Origin of the sequence: Algoriphagus kandeliae, assembly GCF_004571135.1 — a bacterium.
GTDB lineage: Bacteria > Bacteroidota > Bacteroidia > Cytophagales > Cyclobacteriaceae > Algoriphagus > Algoriphagus kandeliae.
The window spans coordinates 439,612-455,658 of the sequence record NZ_SPSB01000002.1; the positions used below are offsets into that span (position 1 = coordinate 439,612).

Annotated in this window: 16 protein-coding genes; 14 read left to right on the forward strand and 2 right to left on the reverse strand. The window is 39.9% G+C overall.

Annotated features, from left to right (window positions below):
- Positions 1 to 170 precede the first annotated feature (170 nt).
- Positions 171 to 881, reverse strand: a complete 711-nt coding sequence (locus E4S40_RS06490) for a hypothetical protein (protein WP_135072386.1) — start codon at positions 879 to 881, stop codon at positions 171 to 173.
- A gap of 366 nt (positions 882 to 1,247) precedes the next feature.
- Entirely contained in the window at positions 1,248 to 2,150 is a 903-nt protein-coding gene (locus E4S40_RS06495) for a nucleotidyltransferase family protein (RefSeq protein ID WP_135072388.1), read from the reverse strand.
- Positions 2,151 to 2,433: 283 nt separating this feature from the next.
- Here E4S40_RS06495 and E4S40_RS06500 point away from each other — a divergent pair, with 283 nt between their 5' ends.
- From E4S40_RS06500 to E4S40_RS06570, 14 genes are all read left to right on the forward strand, one after another.
- Positions 2,434 to 2,772 carry a P-II family nitrogen regulator gene (locus E4S40_RS06500; RefSeq protein ID WP_135072390.1) on the forward strand — a complete coding sequence of 113 codons (339 nt, stop codon included), beginning with the start codon at positions 2,434 to 2,436 and terminating at the stop codon, positions 2,770 to 2,772.
- 31 nt (positions 2,773 to 2,803) lie between these two features.
- Positions 2,804 to 4,033 (forward strand): ammonium transporter, encoded by a 1,230-nt coding sequence (locus E4S40_RS06505; protein ID WP_135072392.1) that lies wholly within the window; start codon positions 2,804 to 2,806, stop codon positions 4,031 to 4,033.
- A gap of 406 nt (positions 4,034 to 4,439) precedes the next feature.
- Positions 4,440 to 5,888: a BatD family protein gene (locus tag E4S40_RS06515; RefSeq protein ID WP_135072396.1), complete on the forward strand. Its 1,449-nt coding sequence runs from the start codon at positions 4,440 to 4,442 to the stop codon at positions 5,886 to 5,888.
- Positions 5,888 to 6,973, forward strand: a complete 1,086-nt coding sequence (gene aroC / locus E4S40_RS06520; RefSeq protein ID WP_135072398.1) for a chorismate synthase — start codon at positions 5,888 to 5,890, stop codon at positions 6,971 to 6,973. The genes E4S40_RS06515 and aroC overlap by 1 nt, the downstream gene beginning before the upstream one ends.
- A gap of 9 nt (positions 6,974 to 6,982) precedes the next feature.
- Positions 6,983 to 8,311 carry a dicarboxylate/amino acid:cation symporter gene (locus tag E4S40_RS06525; protein ID WP_135072400.1) on the forward strand — a complete coding sequence of 443 codons (1,329 nt, stop codon included), beginning with the start codon at positions 6,983 to 6,985 and terminating at the stop codon, positions 8,309 to 8,311.
- Positions 8,312 to 8,434: 123 nt separating this feature from the next.
- Entirely contained in the window at positions 8,435 to 9,115 is a 681-nt protein-coding gene (gene ccsA, locus E4S40_RS06530) for a cytochrome c biogenesis protein CcsA (RefSeq protein ID WP_135072402.1), read from the forward strand.
- Complete coding sequence (locus E4S40_RS06535) at positions 9,112 to 9,360, forward strand: CcmD family protein (protein ID WP_135072404.1); 249 nt, start codon at positions 9,112 to 9,114, stop codon at positions 9,358 to 9,360. The genes ccsA (E4S40_RS06530) and E4S40_RS06535 overlap by 4 nt, the downstream gene beginning before the upstream one ends.
- Before the next feature lies 1 nt (position 9,361).
- Positions 9,362 to 9,778, forward strand: coding sequence for a cytochrome c maturation protein CcmE domain-containing protein (locus tag E4S40_RS06540; RefSeq protein WP_135072406.1), 417 nt, complete (start codon positions 9,362 to 9,364; stop codon positions 9,776 to 9,778).
- A 24-nt stretch (positions 9,779 to 9,802) separates the two neighbouring features.
- Complete coding sequence (gene ccsA, locus E4S40_RS06545; RefSeq protein WP_135072408.1) at positions 9,803 to 12,322, forward strand: cytochrome c biogenesis protein CcsA; 2,520 nt, start codon at positions 9,803 to 9,805, stop codon at positions 12,320 to 12,322.
- 120 nt (positions 12,323 to 12,442) lie between these two features.
- Positions 12,443 to 12,811: a molecular chaperone DnaK gene (locus tag E4S40_RS06550; RefSeq protein ID WP_135072410.1), complete on the forward strand. Its 369-nt coding sequence runs from the start codon at positions 12,443 to 12,445 to the stop codon at positions 12,809 to 12,811.
- Between the two features lie 12 nt (positions 12,812 to 12,823).
- Entirely contained in the window at positions 12,824 to 13,570 is a 747-nt protein-coding gene (locus tag E4S40_RS06555) for a hypothetical protein (protein WP_135072412.1), read from the forward strand.
- Between the two features lie 2 nt (positions 13,571 to 13,572).
- Positions 13,573 to 14,331 carry a sensor histidine kinase gene (locus E4S40_RS06560; RefSeq protein WP_317129217.1) on the forward strand — a complete coding sequence of 253 codons (759 nt, stop codon included), beginning with the start codon at positions 13,573 to 13,575 and terminating at the stop codon, positions 14,329 to 14,331.
- A 36-nt stretch (positions 14,332 to 14,367) separates the two neighbouring features.
- A complete protein-coding gene (locus E4S40_RS06565; protein ID WP_135072415.1) occupies positions 14,368 to 14,994 on the forward strand; it encodes a response regulator in 627 nt (208 codons plus the stop codon).
- On the forward strand, positions 14,991 to 16,046 hold the full coding sequence (locus E4S40_RS06570; protein WP_135072417.1) for an oxidoreductase: 1,056 nt from the start codon (positions 14,991 to 14,993) through the stop codon (positions 16,044 to 16,046). Before E4S40_RS06565 ends, E4S40_RS06570 begins: the two co-directional genes overlap by 4 nt.
- Position 16,047 lies beyond the last annotated feature (1 nt).

Consider the following 16,047-nt stretch of genomic DNA (forward strand, 5'->3'; position numbering starts at 1 on the left):
GAATTTTCTTTAGTTCTGCTAGTGTTGGATGAACTAGAAAACAGTTTTTTTAAAATTTTCCAGCCCTTGTATAAGATTATCAAAATAAGCGCTAGTAGTACCAAAAAAAATATTGATACAACGAATAGATAAATGTAGCTATCGATATAGTTTTCCATAATGATTTCCTTTTAGGGTTGGGCATAGAACCAAGATACGGAACCTGTACATCCATCAATCCTCATTCGAATATAGTAAGTTTCATAATTTGTAAAAGGTGCACCATCAATCCAAAGGTTAAATGTCACCGTATATTCAACTTGAAAAACATAGGTATTCGTTAAGGGCCAAGAATCAGGATTTACTGGATTAACAGTGGTTCCTCTTACACCCATGAAAGGATAAATACCGTACATTGAGAATGAATGACTATTCAAATTGCCGTTTCCAACAGCTAAAGTTATTTTAACTCCATTTAAATCTTGACCAGGAAGCACCATAGCAGGTACACGAGCAGATACGGTATGGGCATTATGAAGGCATAAAATTTTATTATTTGGAGTTGTACTAGAATTTTTCCGAAAAGACTCAAGTGTTTGTTGGGGAATAGAGATATTATTTCTTTCAAGAATTTTCATTATCTCCGAAAAATCTATTTTAGATTTTTCAATATTAGAGTGAGTCTGCTTTCGATATTTTAAGAAATACTCAAATTCTTTTATTGTTAACTGAATTGTTTCGTTTTCTGGGTTTTTAAAATCATTGACACTTTCTGCTCTAAAACCATATCTCTCAGAGAGTAATTTGACTTTATTTGAAAGTTCATTATGATTATCTTCATGTATGGAACAACCTAGAAGTCCCGTTAGAAGCAAAAAAATCAAAGAATTAAACGTTTTCATGATTTTGAAAATTTTATATTAAACAAACTAAGACAACAAAAAACAGCGAAAAAAATAGGTTTGATGTTTTATTTAGGTATTAACCTACTAAAAATATAAATAAAAACAAAAATAAATTTTAAGTTTCACGAAAAAATTTTTTTAAAACATTGAAAATCAATGGAATAAAATATAAAATATTTTTTCGTTCAAGTCTAAAAAATTACCCTCGACACACCTTCAGGTAGATCTTTCTCACCAATGTCCTATAGGAGCGATCCCGGGGTATCTTGAGTCAACTGGATCCGGAGGTTTATTTCTTTGGAGTGGAAAATGGAAAAGTAAATCCGGAGCAATAAAAAAAGAGGCCGAAGCCTCTTTAAATGATTACCACAAATTTTCCGGGTATTCTCCGCTTTCATGTAATTTTTTCAAAGCTTCAATCACCACTGGTTTGTCTTCAGTATAGGTCACTCCAAACCAAGTTTTTCCACCGGGAAGGATCTCAAAGGCTGCCTTTCCAGATTGAATCAAGTTATTTGCGACAGTTGGGATATAAAACTCTGATTTAAGGTTTTCTAGGTTGGCTGGAAGAAATTCCATCCACATCTGTTCAATATCTGAAAAAACTGCTGGATGGAAGCCCCAGAAATTCATGGACACAGGTGTGTCTTCTGGAATCTCAATAACTTCTCCTTCCCCACGGCTGACAATTTTGTCTCCTTCGCGAGCGATAGAGGTACGTTCAGTCATTCCAATCAATTGACCTTTTTCATTGGTTTTGCACACCCCACGGCTTACTGTTCCGTTTTCAGAAAGCACATTTTGAATTGCATAACCCACCAAGGCATGTAGGTCTGGTTTTACTTCTGCTGAAAGGAATTTTCCTAAAACTTCAAATGCTTCCTTTCCATAAAAATCATCAGCATTAATTACTGCAAAAGGCTCTTTGATAGCATCCTTTGCACAAAGCACGGCATGAGCAGTTCCAAAAGGCTTTTTACGATCAGCTTGCTTGTATTCTTCAGGCACAAAGCTATCCAAGGACTGAATAACCCAATCCACTTCAATTTTTCCCTCCAGTTTTGGAAGGAATTTTTCTTTGGCTACATCTATAATTTCTTCACGAACGATAAAAACAACTTTCCCGAATCCGGCACGGATGGCATCAAAAATCGAGTATTCGAGGATGGTCTCCCCATTCGGGCCAAAGCCATCAATTTGTTTGTTTCCACCATAGCGGCTTCCCATTCCGGCAGCTAAAACTAATAAAGTTGGTTTTTGAGTCATGTTCCTGTATTTCTTATAAAAACGCTGCAAAATTAATCGAAATGCCGGCGGGCACAAGGATAGTTTAAAATCTAATTTTCAGCATTTGGGGTGATTTTTATCCTAAATCTTAAAAAAACTTGTCTTGAAATTGAATTCAGGGTCTTTTGAAACCCTTAAATATGGAAAATTTGCAAAAAATATTTCCAAATAGGATATTTTTTAGACTAGGTTTTGATTTTTGTTCAATTTTTGAATTACTTTCATGCCAAATTCTCAACGATTCCTAAAACCTATTGTAAAAATGAAAAAAATTGAAGCGATTATTCGAACCTCCCGCTTCGAACAAATCCATACCTGCCTCTCTGGATTGGGAGTCAAATTCCTCTCATTTTATGAGATCAAAGGGATGGGTTTTGAGCATGCGCGTCAGGAAATGTACCGTGGAGTTGCTTATGAACCAGCATACATCCCACGCACCAAATTAGAAATTGTAGTACCTGATGAATTGAAGGATTCAGTCATCCGATGCATTCTCTCCGAAGGAAAAACCGGTGAAATAGGAGACGGAAAAATCTTTGTCTTCGATGTATTGGAGGCTTATCGAATCCGAAACAACGATACAGGAGAAAGCGCGCTTTGATTTATTCATTTTAAAAGAACCTCTCAAACCTATGCAAGATTTATTTACCATCAATAACCTGTGGATGATGGTGGCCACGATTCTGGTCTTCATTATGCACTTGGGCTTTGCCAGTCTGGAAGCCGGACTGACGAGAGCCAAAAATACTGTCAACATTCTCTTTAAAAATACCATTATCCCTGCCATTGGTCTTTTGACCTATGCACTTGTAGGATTTAATTTAATGTACCCGGGAGCTGGATTTGAAGGTTCCGTATTCGGCTTTGCCGGATTTGGACTCAGCTTGCCGGAAGGTTGGGATAGCTCCAACTACAATGAAGGCTATACCTATTTTACGGATTTTATCTTTCAGGCCATGTTTGCGGCTACTGCAGCTACGATTGTTTCCGGAGCTGTAGCTGAGCGAATCAAATTGGGACCATTCATTTTCTTTTCAGTGCTTTATGTAGCGATCTGTTACCCTATTGTAGGGATGTGGAAATGGGGTGGAGGATTTTTGAATACTCTGGACACTCCATTTTATGATTTTGCAGGTTCCACAATTGTGCATTCAGTTGGTGGATGGGGAGCCTTAATAGGAGCATTTTTGCTTGGGCCTAGAATTGGGAAATATACCGAGCGCGGAATGAGCGCCATACCAGGTCATAATCTTCCACTAGCGACTTTTGGAGTATTTCTTCTATGGTTCGGATGGTTTGGATTTAATGGTGGCTCTGTCCTCAGTGCGAGTCCTGGAGCAGTATCCAAAGTATTTGTTACCACTTCCATTGCTGCCTCAGCTGGAGCTTTTGGTGCATTGATTTTTTCTTACCTGAAATTTAAGTCCTATGATATAACCATGGTGCTTAATGGGATCTTGGCAGGCTTGGTAGGAATCACAGCAGGTGCTGATCAAATGGGAGTGGGAGAATCTGCTATCATTGGTTTTATTGCTGGTGGCTTGATCGTATTTGCCGTAGTCTTCTTTGATAAAGTCAAAATTGATGATCCTGTTGGTGCTATTTCTGTACACTTAGTAGGTGGAATTTGGGGAACATTAGCTGTAGGAATATTTGGAGACTTGGCTGGATGGGGTCAGTTTTACTCTCAATTGCTAGGAGTAGCGGCTGTAGGATTCTTCTGTGTGCTGTTCTCAGGATTGATTTTCTATACCTTGAAGAAAACTGTTGGTATTCGAGTGGATGAGCGCGAAGAAGTGGAAGGGTTAGATATCAACGAACACGGTATGAGAGCCTATCCAGATTTTGCAAGTAAAGACTAAATCAACAAAACTACCAATCAACCACAATAAGCGGAGGGAGATAGCCCTTCGCTTTTTTTTATCAAAAAAAAATCCCGCCGGGCTAGGCGGGAATTTAATTTTAGAGGGCCGGTTGGAAGTACCGATCCAATATGGCTAAATGTATCTTTTTGAACATTTTGTAACACCAGTCTCTAAATTCCTTCAACTCATTTGGTAAAATAAGTCTCAGGCCCTTTCTCAGCTCCTTCTCAAAGAGATACTTCGAGAAGCTCACCTTTTGCAAAATGGTCTTCACGTATTCTATCATAAGATCTTGAGTTTAGGGTTTATTTTAACTGATTTTAAGTAACCATACGGAGACAATATCCCTATAGTTACGTAAAATTGACGTTCGAGAAATTGAAATATCCTTAATTTCGCAACCATGTCTAAAACGCTGATCACTTCTATTTTGGTATGCTGGTTTTCCCTTTTTACGGGGATTTCGTTGGCCCAGCAAGTGGAGGTGGAATTGGGACCTGACCAAATCGGGCTCAATGAAACTTTCACCATCAAAATAAGTGTGGCCAATGAAAAAATCAAGTCCTACGATCAATTCCCGGATATCCCAAGTTTTCAGAAACAGGGTATCTCCCAATCCTCTTCCATGAACGTGATCAATGGGCAGGTGACCAGCTCAAATAGTATCATTCAATACTACAAGCCTACCCGAAAAGGAACCTTTACCCTTCCCGCTTTTTCTATCACGATTAATGGGAATCAATTTGATTTTCAAGGAAAAGAAATCACTGTCGGAGATGCTGTAAGCAACCAACAGAGCTCAGGAGGAGGCTTTTTTGATCCTTTCTCCGAATTTTTTGGAAGGACCCAAGAAGAACCAGAATACATTGAATTGGATGATGAGGCTTTTTTCTCGGTGACGGTTGATAAAGAGGAAATTTATGCCCGGGAAGGATTTACAGTTGCCTTGGCTTTCTACATGTCTGAAAACAATCAGGCTCCATTCAATTTCTACAAACCAGGAGAGCAGTTGGATGATGTGTTGAAAAAAATCAAACCTACCCAGGCATGGGAGGAAAATTACAACATCACGAATATTGAGCCCGAGCAAGTCACCATCAATGGAAAGCGTTGGGTTCGCTACAAAGTATATGAGGCGACCTTTTTCCCTTTCTCGGAAGGAACAATTGAGATTCCAAGTATTCCTTGGGAGATGATTAAATACCGGGTGGCAAGAAACCCGAGTTTCTTCGGTTCCAATAGGCAGGAAGATTTTAAGACTTTTTCCTCTTCGCCAAAAACTGTCAAAGTGAAGCCGCTTCCTCCTCATCCCTTGCGAAATGAAGTAGCTGTGGGTCAGTTCCAGTTGAGGGAAAATATCACGAATCTGGAAGTCGAAACCGGGCAGGGCTTCAATTATAATTTCGGAATTAGCGGAGTAGGTAATATCAATTCCATCTCCCAACCAAGACTAATCAGCGGGGGAAGTTTGAATACTTATGATCCTAATGTGCGCCAACAGATCAATCGGGGATATGGCCGTGTTTCAGGTATTAAAGAGTATTCTTACTACATCACGTTAAACGAACCAGGTGAGGTTGACCTTGGAAATCATTTTGAGTGGATTTATTTTGATCCGGTTCAGGCAGCCTATGATACCTTGCGCCCTTCTGCAAAAATTCAGGTGGTTGGAGAAAGCAAAACCAATCAAGCTATTTCTAATCAGCGCTTGGGAGGAATCTATGATCGGATAGGTACTGAGGACAATAAGTTTTCAAACGAGCGATATAAATACTATTTTGGCACGGCTATCAATATCCTTTTACTACTGACAGTGATCCTTTTGTCAGTACTTATCATCCGAAACAAATAATGGGAAATTCATTCGGTAAACTTTTCAAAATCACCACTTTTGGTGAGTCTCATGGCCCTGCTTTGGGTGTGATTTTAGAAGGCTGTCCAGCAGGTCTTTCAATCGATGAATCCTTCATTCAGTCTGAAATGCAACGCCGAAAACCCGGCCAATCAAAGATTACTACTCAGCGAAAAGAGGAGGATGAAATAGAAATTTTATCTGGAGTTTTTGAAGGAAAAAGTACCGGAACTCCAATAGGTATAGTCATTCGCAATGCCGATCAGAAAAGCAAAGACTATTCCCATATAGCAGACAAATTCCGTCCTTCCCATGCGGATTTCACCTACTTTGAAAAGTATGGAATCCGGGATTACCGAGGTGGAGGTAGAAGTTCGGCACGGGAAACTGCAGCCCGTGTGGCAGCAGGTGCAATTGCAAAGCTTTTGCTTCAAGAAAAAGGAATATCGGTTCAAGCATTTGTTTCACAAGTGGGGAGTTTGAAACTGGAAAAGGCCTATCAGGAATTAGATCTGAATAAAACAGAGGACAATATTGTCCGATGTCCTGATCCTGAGACCGCTGAGCGAATGATTGAATTGATCGACTCAGTTCGGAAAGATCGGGATACCATTGGTGGTGTTATTACTTGCGTCATCAAAAATACACCTCCTGGATTGGGTGAGCCTGTTTTCGATCGCTTGCATGCCGAGTTAGGTAAGGCCATGTTGAGCATCAATGCCGTTAAAGGTTTTGAATACGGTTCTGGCTTTGATGGAGTGAGCATGCGTGGAAGTCAGCACAATGATGCTTTTGTGAAAGAAGGGGATCAAATCAGAACTACCTCCAATCATTCGGGAGGAATTCAAGGAGGAATCTCGAATGGAGAAGATATTTATTTCCGTGTGGCATTTAAGCCTGTTGCCACGATTATGCAGGATCAGGATTCGGTTAATGAAGCTGGAGAAGCGGTAACAGTTTCAGGAAAGGGTCGTCACGATCCTTGCGTCGTTCCTAGGGCTGTACCGATTGTGGAAGCGATGGCGGCTTTAGTCATAGCCGATTACCTATTATTGTCAAAAAGCAATAAACTTGCTGAAATTTAAAAACGCATCATGCTAAAGAAAATCCCTTTACATACGCAAATCATCATTGGCTTGGTATTAGGCCTGATTTTCGGACTTGTTTCCATTCAGACTGCTATCCCAAGCTCATTCACGATCGATTACATCAAACCGGTCGGTACCATCTTTATCAATGGACTTAAAATGATTGCCATGCCTTTGGTATTGGCGTCTTTAATTATTGGTGTTTCCAATTTGGGAGATATTTCCAAATTGAGCCGAATTGGTGGAAAGACCATTGTCACTTTCGTGATCACCACGGTTATTGCGATTTCAGTTGGTTTGACTTTGGTAAATCTTTTTAAGCCAGGAACTAGCCTTCCTGTGGAGACTCGGGAAAACTTGATGAACCTGTATGAAGGGGATGTAAGTACGCGAGCAGATGCGGCAGCTAAGTTTCAAGAGCAAAGTCCACTTCAGCCATTGGTGGATATGGTTCCTCAAAATTTCTTTTTAGCGACTACTGATAATGCAGCAATGCTTCAAGTGGTGTTTTTCGCCATTATTTCAGGTATTGCATTGCTTCAGATTCCTAAGAGTAAAGCTGAACCTGTGATCGCTTTTTTTGATGGTTTCAACGACCTGATTATTCAGATCGTGAATTACATCATGCTGATCGCTCCTTATGGGGTATTTGCTTTGATGGCATCTCTGATCGTCGAAATCGCGGGTGATAATCCTGATTCAGCTATTGATTTGCTGATGGCATTGTTAAAGTATAGTGTGATCGTATTGGGAGGTTTGTTCTTTATGATGTTGGTGATATACCCACTATTGCTAAAGACCTTTACCAAAGTTCCTTATTTCGAATTCTTCCGAGCTATTCGACCTGCTCAGTTGTTGGCATTCTCTACTTCCAGTAGTTCTGCTACACTTCCGGTGACGATGAAAATTGCCGAAGAAGAAATCGGTGTATCTGAGAACATTTCCAGCTTCGTTTTGCCTTTGGGTGCTACCATCAATATGAATGGTACAAGCTTGTATCAAAGTGTGGCGGCTGTATTTATTGCTCAAGCTCTAGGGATGGAATTGAGCTTTTCTCAGCAATTAATGATCGTTTTGACTTCTACTTTGGCAGCTATTGGATCTGCCGGTGTACCTGGAGCGGGTTTGATTATGTTGATTGTAGTGTTGGAATCGATCGGAGTTCCGGCAGCAGGAATTGCCTTGATTATGGCACCTGACCGGATTTTAGATATGTTCCGAACAGTAGTAAATGTAACTGGCGATGTGGTAGTGACTACTGCTGTAGCTAGTACAGAGGGAGAATTGCCTGAAGGTTTGATCCGAAAAAGCAATCCACTTACTCCGGATCTATAACATTTGAAAATCATACAGAAAGGCCAGTCTGTTAACAGTCTGGCCTTTTGTCTTTTCTTATAAAATCCGAAGTTTTCAGAAACTTATGACTTATTTTTGCAATCGAAAAAGCCAAATGACCCTATGCGCCAATCCTGGTGGAAAATACTGGCTGTAGTCCTTTTGCTCTACACGATCGTGGCGGGGCTACTGATGGATGTTCCCCGACTCCCCATTCTCAATGAAACCATTCGGGCATTGCATTTCCACGTGACCATGTGGTTTGGAATGATTCTGATGTTGATGGTATCGGTGTACTACAGTTTCAGATACTTGCGGAGCAATGATTTGCAGCACGATGACATGGCAATTGAATTTACCAATGCGGCCATTTTGTTTGGAGTGTTGGGGATTTCTACTGGTATGCTTTGGGCAAAATTTACTTGGGGAGATTATTGGAGTGGAGATCCAAAGCAGAACGCTTCTGCGATAGGTTTGCTGATGTATTTTGCCTATTTGATCTTGCGAAATTCCCTTACCGATGTACAACAAAGAGCCCGCATCGGAGCGATTTATAACATATTTGCTTTTGCTGCCTTTATCCCATTGATCTTTGTTTTACCTCGTTTGACAGACAGTTTGCATCCCGGAAATGGAGGCAATCCAGGCTTTAATGCTTATGATTTGGACTCAAAGCTTCGGATGGTGTTTTATCCGGCCATAATCGGATGGACACTTTTTGGGGCTTGGATAGCAACTGTTCGTGTCAGAATGCGTAGGGTTCAACGGGTACTTGAAGATCAACTGATCAATTCCAAACAATGAAAAAACTAATCACACTTGTTTTGCTTTTGGTCAGCTTGACCGTTTTGGCTCAGGAAAAAATTCCTGTTACTGAAGCTGACTATGGAAATAATACCGTAGAAATGGCTGATCGCATGCGAGCAGATGGCAAAATCTACGTTTTAGTTGGAATAATTGGAATCATATTCACCGGAATTACGGTTTATCTCGTAAGTACTGAGCGAAAGATCGCCAAAATCGAAAAATCAATTACTACTCAGAAGTAACATGAAAAAAGGACATCTAGTCGGAATAGGAATAATCGCTATTGCCATCATCATTATCATGACTTCAATAGGTGATGCATCGAGCTATGAAACTTTTGAGACTGCTTTGGAAATGAAACAGTCTGGAGACGACAAAGCCATTCACGTGGTTGGTCAATTGAAAAAAAGTGATTCAGGCGAGGTAGTCGGTTTGAATGTGCGGGAGGATAAAACCTCTTTCACCTTTATTTTAGTGGACAATGACGGGACAGAGCAGGAAGTGTTCTACAACGAGCCTGTTCCAGCTGATTTTACCCGTTCAGAATCCGTGGTTGTAATTGGCTCTTACAAAAACGAAGATATATTTATCGCAGATAAAATCCTGATGAAGTGTCCTTCCAAATATCAGGAGACAGAGGTGCAGGCGGCAGGAATGTGAGGCAGAAGCAATAGACAATAATCCATGATCAATACCTTAATCGGGAATTTTGGCCATTTGATGACGATAGTGGCCTTTGTGAGTGCATTGGTGACGGCCTTTGCTTACTATCAATACTTCAAAGCCAATGAGCTGGAGAAGAAAAGCTGGCAACGATTCAGTAGAATTTCTTTCTACATGCATGCTGTCTCTAGTACTTTAATCGCTTTTTCGCTTTTTGAGATTATTTACAATCACCGATTCGAATATTTCTACGCCTATTCACATTCAAGTAAGGCGCTTCCCGTTCATTATATGATTTCCAGTTTCTGGGAAGGGCAGGAAGGAGCTTTTATTCTTTGGATTTTTTGGAATGTGGTGCTGGGCTTGATTTTAATCCATACCAATAAACTTTGGGAAGCACCTGTAATGATTGTATTTGCCTTGGTGCAGGCATTTTTGGTTTCCATGATTCTTGGGGTAGTAGTTGGGGATTTGAAAATTGGAAGTTCTCCATTCATTCTCTTGCGGGATGCTACTCAAGCACCGGTTTTTCAAATCAATCCTGACTTTGTTCCAGAGGATGGAACAGGACTGAATCCGCTTTTGCAGAATATTTGGATGGTGATCCATCCGCCTACATTGTTCTTGGGATATGCATCTACCTTGGTTCCTTTTGCATTTTTAATCGGAGGCTTGGCCATGAAGCGCTATTCCGAATGGATCCGTCCTTCTTTGCCGTGGGCTATTTTCTCCGCCATGATATTGGGAATGGGGATTTTGATGGGAGCTTACTGGGCCTATGTGACCTTGAATTTTGGAGGGTATTGGAACTGGGATCCAGTGGAAAATGCCGTTTATGTGCCTTGGCTAATTTTAGTGGCTGCAGTACATACCATGATCACTTTTAAGAAAAGTAGTACAGCACTGAAGACTTCCATGGTCTTGGTTATTTTGTCCTTTATCTTGGTGCTCTATGCCACATTCTTGGTACGTTCCGGAGTGCTAGGAGATGCTTCCGTACATTCCTTTACTGACTTGGGACTTTCTGGTCAGCTGTTGATTTATATGTTGTTTTTCACGGCTGTAGCTTTGTTTTTTACCATTCGATCTTGGAAGCACATCCCGACATCTGAGCGCGAAGCTTCCGTCTATTCCCGCGAATTTTGGATTTTCATTGGAGCTACAACTTTGGGGCTCATGGGATTCCAAGTGATCCTTCCGACTTCCATTCCTGCCTGGAATTCCTTGGTGGAAAGTTTTGGAGGAATTAGTAACCTAGCTCCTCCTGCTGATCAAGTAGAGTTTTATACCAAGTTCCAACTTTGGTTCGGAATTGCTTTAGCATTACTGACTGCTGTTGGTCAGTTCTTCTGGTGGCAAAAGATGGATAAAAAAGCATTGAAAGATGCCCTTTTGACTCCATATATTATATCAGTCGTAATTGCTGCTTTGATCATTGTGATTGCAAAGGTTTATGACTGGCGTTACATGATCATTGTGATTGCTGGGACCTTCACCATTGTCGCCAACTCAGTTATTCTTTCTCGACTTTTGAAAAGATCTACCTTCAAATTGGCAGGAGGTTCTTTGGCTCATATTGGTTTGGGGATGATCTTGATTGGTATCATGTTTAGCTCGGGCTATTCTGAGACTATTTCTATCAATATGTCTGGGTTGACCTATAGTAATTCCTGGGAAGATGAATTGAATAAGGAACATGTCCTTCTTTGGATCAATAAGCCAACTCAAATGAAGGATTATACGGTGATTTACCGAGGAAGACAAAAGAAGGTGGTTGGCGTTCCCGAGTATGTTCCAGCAAAAATTCTTGAATCTACAGGGAATGTCAATGAAGCAATCGCCTTAGAAGGCTTCAAAGATTATTTCAAAAAAGGGGAAGTTGTCGAATTGGTTTTAGAGGAGAATGATTATTTCAAAATCGATTACTTCCAGAATGAGACGTTGAAATTTTCCCTAGCTCCAATGTCTCAGTTCAATGAAGGAATGGGTGGATTGATTTCTTCTCCAGATTCTAAAATTTATCTCGACAAGGATCTCTATACCTATGTAGCTGCGATGAATGATTATTCTGATCCTGAGTGGAAAGAGGATGAATTCTATGAAGTAAGCCCCGGCGAGCAATTTCATGTTGCGGATTTCGTGACCTATTTTGATGGAGCTGAGGTCTTAAATCAAGTTGAAGATTATGTGCTTCAAGAAGGGGATGTAACTGTTAGAGCCAATTTGCGGATTCTAGATTATGATGTAGAAAAGACCCTACAACCGACCTTTATTATCCGAAATAATCAAGTTGGAAAAATTCCTGTGGTAGATAATGAATTAGGAATTCGGGTAACCTTGGACAATATCCTTCCGGAGCAGAATAAGTTCGTGTTTAAAGTTAATCGCTACCAAAAGGACTATGTAGTTATGAAGGCGATTGTCAAGCCATATATCAATGTTTTGTGGTTGGGATCGATTATCACCTTGATAGGATTCACGGTAGCGATTTATCGCCGATTTGATGAATTCAAAAAAATGCGAGATAAAGGGATGGAGTAAAGATTTCCATAAATGAATTTAAGGGGGCTTAGGCCCCTTTTTTATTTTTTGAAGTCCCGAAAAAGCCTATCTTCAGGACTTTGTTAAGCTTTTCACTAACATCTTATATACCTTTTTACCATGAAAATTACCAAGAAAGATTTTGAGCAAATGCAAAAGAAATACGATCAGGAAATCCGAAGAGGGAAGCCTGCTCGTGGTCCTCAGCGGGATGTGGATAACCAAACCAATTGGATATTTTTTGATAGAGAGACAATTGAGGAAGTATTGAGTAAAGCAGATCAAGATCCAAAAAAAGGTGGAATAAAATTTTACTTTACCGAATACACAGAAGAAGTAGCTCGAAAATTATACCCAGAAAACCCTGAGGATTATATTGGAAGGCTTGGTTTTGTGATGTCTCCTTGCAATTCAGCTAGTGAGAATGTGGATGAAGAGGAAGAAGAGTATTACAATCGAGGAGATTTCTGTCCTCCTAAATGTGAATAAATCAAGCTTCTTGTGATTGAAAAATTCCTAGCCAGAATTGAGGATAACTATTATTTCCACATGGTGGCAATATGTGGCTTATTATCTCTATTATTTTTCCTCTTATTGGATCAGGAGAAAAGAAGAAGTCATTACATTCTAGTGCCTTTTTTACTGGTAATGTTGGTGAACTTCTATGAGATTTTGGCCACTTTCATGGTAGTCAATAAACCCATAAATGAGAAATTTCATCGACTGCTTACAGATGAACCTTTCTTGGGATGGAATGCCTGGGTGTATAATATTTTCTACTATCAGGTTTCTAAATTGGGATTGCTTCTGCTGATTGGGATTAATCTAAAAAAGGCTTTGAGCAAAAGAATAGTATGGGTTTTAGGAATCGTTTTTTTGCTTTATTGTATTTACTCTTACTTCTCTAAAACTTATCCCATACATGGTATTCAGCAGCCAATCCTATATTTTCTCAGCAACACCATTTTGATTATAGCTAGTGGATTGTTTTTCATGGATTTGATTACTGAAGAGTATTATATCGAAATTAACCCACTGACCTATTTACCATTTTGGTATATCACCATCATCATGTTTCATTCTGTGATTGTTTTTATGGCAGATGTGGCAGTTGAGTATCTTACATTTGAAAATACCCGGGTTTACTACATGTTTAATTTGGTTTCAAGGGTGCTCTATGTGATTTTATTGGGAGTCTTTACGTATTTGATGTTTATAGGTAAAAATTTCATTTCTCGAACAGCTTAGACATGATGGAGGAAGAAAGTAATCAAATCATTTTTATTCTTTTTTCGGGAGCTTTTTTGGCGGCTCTCATGGCAACTTTTGTGGTGTCCATGGTTATCTTACATAGACAGCGTCAGGTTCAGAACAAACAGAAAATGGATCAAATTAAGGCTGAATATGAGAAGACGATTTTGAATATTGAGAATGAAATACAGCAGGATACGCTAAAACATATTGGTAGGGAATTGCATGATAATATTGGACAATTGCTCTCTCTATCCAAGCTCTATTTGGCCTCTTCCAAACCTGAGAAACAATCCGAGGGCAAGCAATTAATCAATCAGATAATTTCGGAAGTTCGCGGCCTTTCCAAAACTTTAAATCTTGATTGGGTCGAGTCTATTTCACTAGAAGAGTTTATATCACAGCAACTTGATAAAATCAAGTCAACTGGATTTTGTGAGGTGGAATTGCAAAAAGAGGGTGAAAATTGGGCCTTGGATAAGGATCAGAAATTGGTGTTGATTCGGGTGATTCAAGAATGTCTCAATAATGCCATAAAGCATGCTTCTCCAAGTTTTATTCGAATTTCCATGACTGAACAAGATGGGAAAAGGAAAATCCAGATAATGGATGATGGAAAAGGCTTCGATACATCCCTTTCCTCTCAGGGAAGCGGGATGACTAATCTCAGAAAACGCATGGAAACCATTGGTGGACATTTCGAAATCAATTCATCCCCCGGACAGGGCACTGACATAATTCTTTCTTTGCCAATCTAAGTTTTCCTACTAATTTAGATTTCACCCTTTTTTACTATGATTCGGATTGCTATCGCAGATGACCATACCTTATTCGCTAAAGGCATAGAGGGTTTATTGGAAGAGGAAGAAGACTTCGAAATCCTTGGTCTTTTTAAAAACGGGCTCGAATTGATTGATTTTCTTGAGAGAAACTCCGTTGATGTGGTTTTGACCGATTTGAATATGCCTGAGATGGATGGTTTTGAAGTGTTGAAAAAAATCAAGGAATCAGGTCTGTCAGCAAAAGTCATTGTCCTTTCCATGTATGATGAGGAGAAAATCTTTAAAGAATGTGTGGATAGAGGTGCAGATGGATTTATTCTCAAGGATGCCGATCCGGATGAATTAGTCTTTACGATTCGAGAGGTGCATGAAGGGAGGCATTTGATCAACTTTGATCGAATAATTGAACAAGCACGGCCCAATGCATTTTTTGATTCTTTTCGGGAGAAATTTAAACTTTCCCGAAGGGAGGTACAGATAATTAAATTGATTAAAGAAGGAAAAACTTCTAGAGAAATAGCCTCAGAACTTGTACTCAGCATAGGTACAATCGAAAGCCATCGAAAGAATATTTTTAATAAACTGGGAATCAATTCCAGAGTAGAATTGGTCAATAAGGCCTACGAAATGAACTTATGAGAAAAATCTCTTCACCGCTACGAGTAGCCCTTGTTGGCTATGGTTCGGTAGCTGAAAAAATGCATGCTCCTCTGATTGATGTCTGTCCGGATTTAGAGTTGACGGCAGTGGTAGAGCGTCATTCTAACCGATGTGAAGAAAAATATCCACAAGTTCAGACTTTTCGAAGTTTCGATTCATTGTTGGAGCAAGGGGAAGTTGATTTGATTGTCATTACAACACCCAATGAGTTTCATTTTCCGATGGCAAAACAGGCCTTAGAGGCAGGAAAGCATGTGGTTGTTGACAAGCCTGTTACGATTTATTCTTGGCAAGCTGAGGAATTACAAAAATTGGCAAGCCAAAAAGGCTTGGTTTGCTCAGTATTCCATAACCGCCGATTTGATGGGGATTTTAAGACAATTCAGCAATTGATTTCAGAAGATATCCTGGGAAGAATAGTCTATTTAGAATCCCATTTTGATCGATTCCGGCCGAATGTCTCGGAGAATTGGAGAGAAAAAGATGTTCCTGGAAATGGAATTACCTATGATTTAGGATCTCACTTGATTGATCAGGTGGTGTTGCTTTTTGGACTTCCTTTTGCTATACAGGCCGATATTCAGAGGCAACGGGATGGAGCTGTAGCCGACGATCATTTTGACATCGTTTTGTATTACGGGCACAAAAAAGCCAGAGTAACAGCTGGAGTTTTGGTCAATGCTCCTACACCGAAGTTTTTGCTTTTAGGTGAAAAAGGATCTTACCAGAAATATGGTTTGGATGTTCAGGAGGCAGCGTTTAAAGCAGGCATCAAACCTGAAGGCGCAGATTGGGGAGTTGAGCCTAAGGAAAGTTGGGGAAAGCTTTATTTAGAAAATGAGACTAAGTCCTTCCCAACTTTGCCGGGAGACTATCGGGTATTTTATCAAAATGTAGCTGATGCGATTCTCCAAGATAAAGAGCTTAGTGTTACTCTTTCGCAAACAATTGGGGTTCTCAAACTTATCGAAGCGGCTTTTGAAAGTTCCAAAGAAGGAAAGAAGGTTCTTCGTGCAGAAGGGGGCTGGTGAT

Excerpts from the sequence above, each read along its gene's own strand:
- E4S40_RS06490 (WP_135072386.1), bottom strand. The coding sequence starts at position 881 with ATGAAAACGTTTAATTCTTTGATTTTTTTGCTTCTAACGGGACTTCTA.
- E4S40_RS06495 (WP_135072388.1), bottom strand. The coding sequence starts at position 2,150 with ATGACTCAAAAACCAACTTTATTAGTTTTAGCTGCCGGAATGGGAAGC.
- E4S40_RS06500 (WP_135072390.1), top strand. The coding sequence starts at position 2,434 with ATGAAAAAAATTGAAGCGATTATTCGAACCTCCCGCTTCGAACAAATC.
- E4S40_RS06505 (WP_135072392.1), top strand. The coding sequence starts at position 2,804 with ATGCAAGATTTATTTACCATCAATAACCTGTGGATGATGGTGGCCACG.
- E4S40_RS06515 (WP_135072396.1), top strand. The coding sequence starts at position 4,440 with ATGTCTAAAACGCTGATCACTTCTATTTTGGTATGCTGGTTTTCCCTT.
- aroC (WP_135072398.1), top strand. The coding sequence starts at position 5,888 with ATGGGAAATTCATTCGGTAAACTTTTCAAAATCACCACTTTTGGTGAG.
- E4S40_RS06525 (WP_135072400.1), top strand. The coding sequence starts at position 6,983 with ATGCTAAAGAAAATCCCTTTACATACGCAAATCATCATTGGCTTGGTA.
- ccsA (WP_135072402.1), top strand. The coding sequence starts at position 8,435 with ATGCGCCAATCCTGGTGGAAAATACTGGCTGTAGTCCTTTTGCTCTAC.
- E4S40_RS06535 (WP_135072404.1), top strand. The coding sequence starts at position 9,112 with ATGAAAAAACTAATCACACTTGTTTTGCTTTTGGTCAGCTTGACCGTT.
- E4S40_RS06540 (WP_135072406.1), top strand. The coding sequence starts at position 9,362 with ATGAAAAAAGGACATCTAGTCGGAATAGGAATAATCGCTATTGCCATC.
- ccsA (WP_135072408.1), top strand. The coding sequence starts at position 9,803 with ATGATCAATACCTTAATCGGGAATTTTGGCCATTTGATGACGATAGTG.
- E4S40_RS06550 (WP_135072410.1), top strand. The coding sequence starts at position 12,443 with ATGAAAATTACCAAGAAAGATTTTGAGCAAATGCAAAAGAAATACGAT.
- E4S40_RS06560 (WP_317129217.1), top strand. The coding sequence starts at position 13,573 with ATGATGGAGGAAGAAAGTAATCAAATCATTTTTATTCTTTTTTCGGGA.
- E4S40_RS06565 (WP_135072415.1), top strand. The coding sequence starts at position 14,368 with ATGATTCGGATTGCTATCGCAGATGACCATACCTTATTCGCTAAAGGC.
- E4S40_RS06570 (WP_135072417.1), top strand. The coding sequence starts at position 14,991 with ATGAGAAAAATCTCTTCACCGCTACGAGTAGCCCTTGTTGGCTATGGT.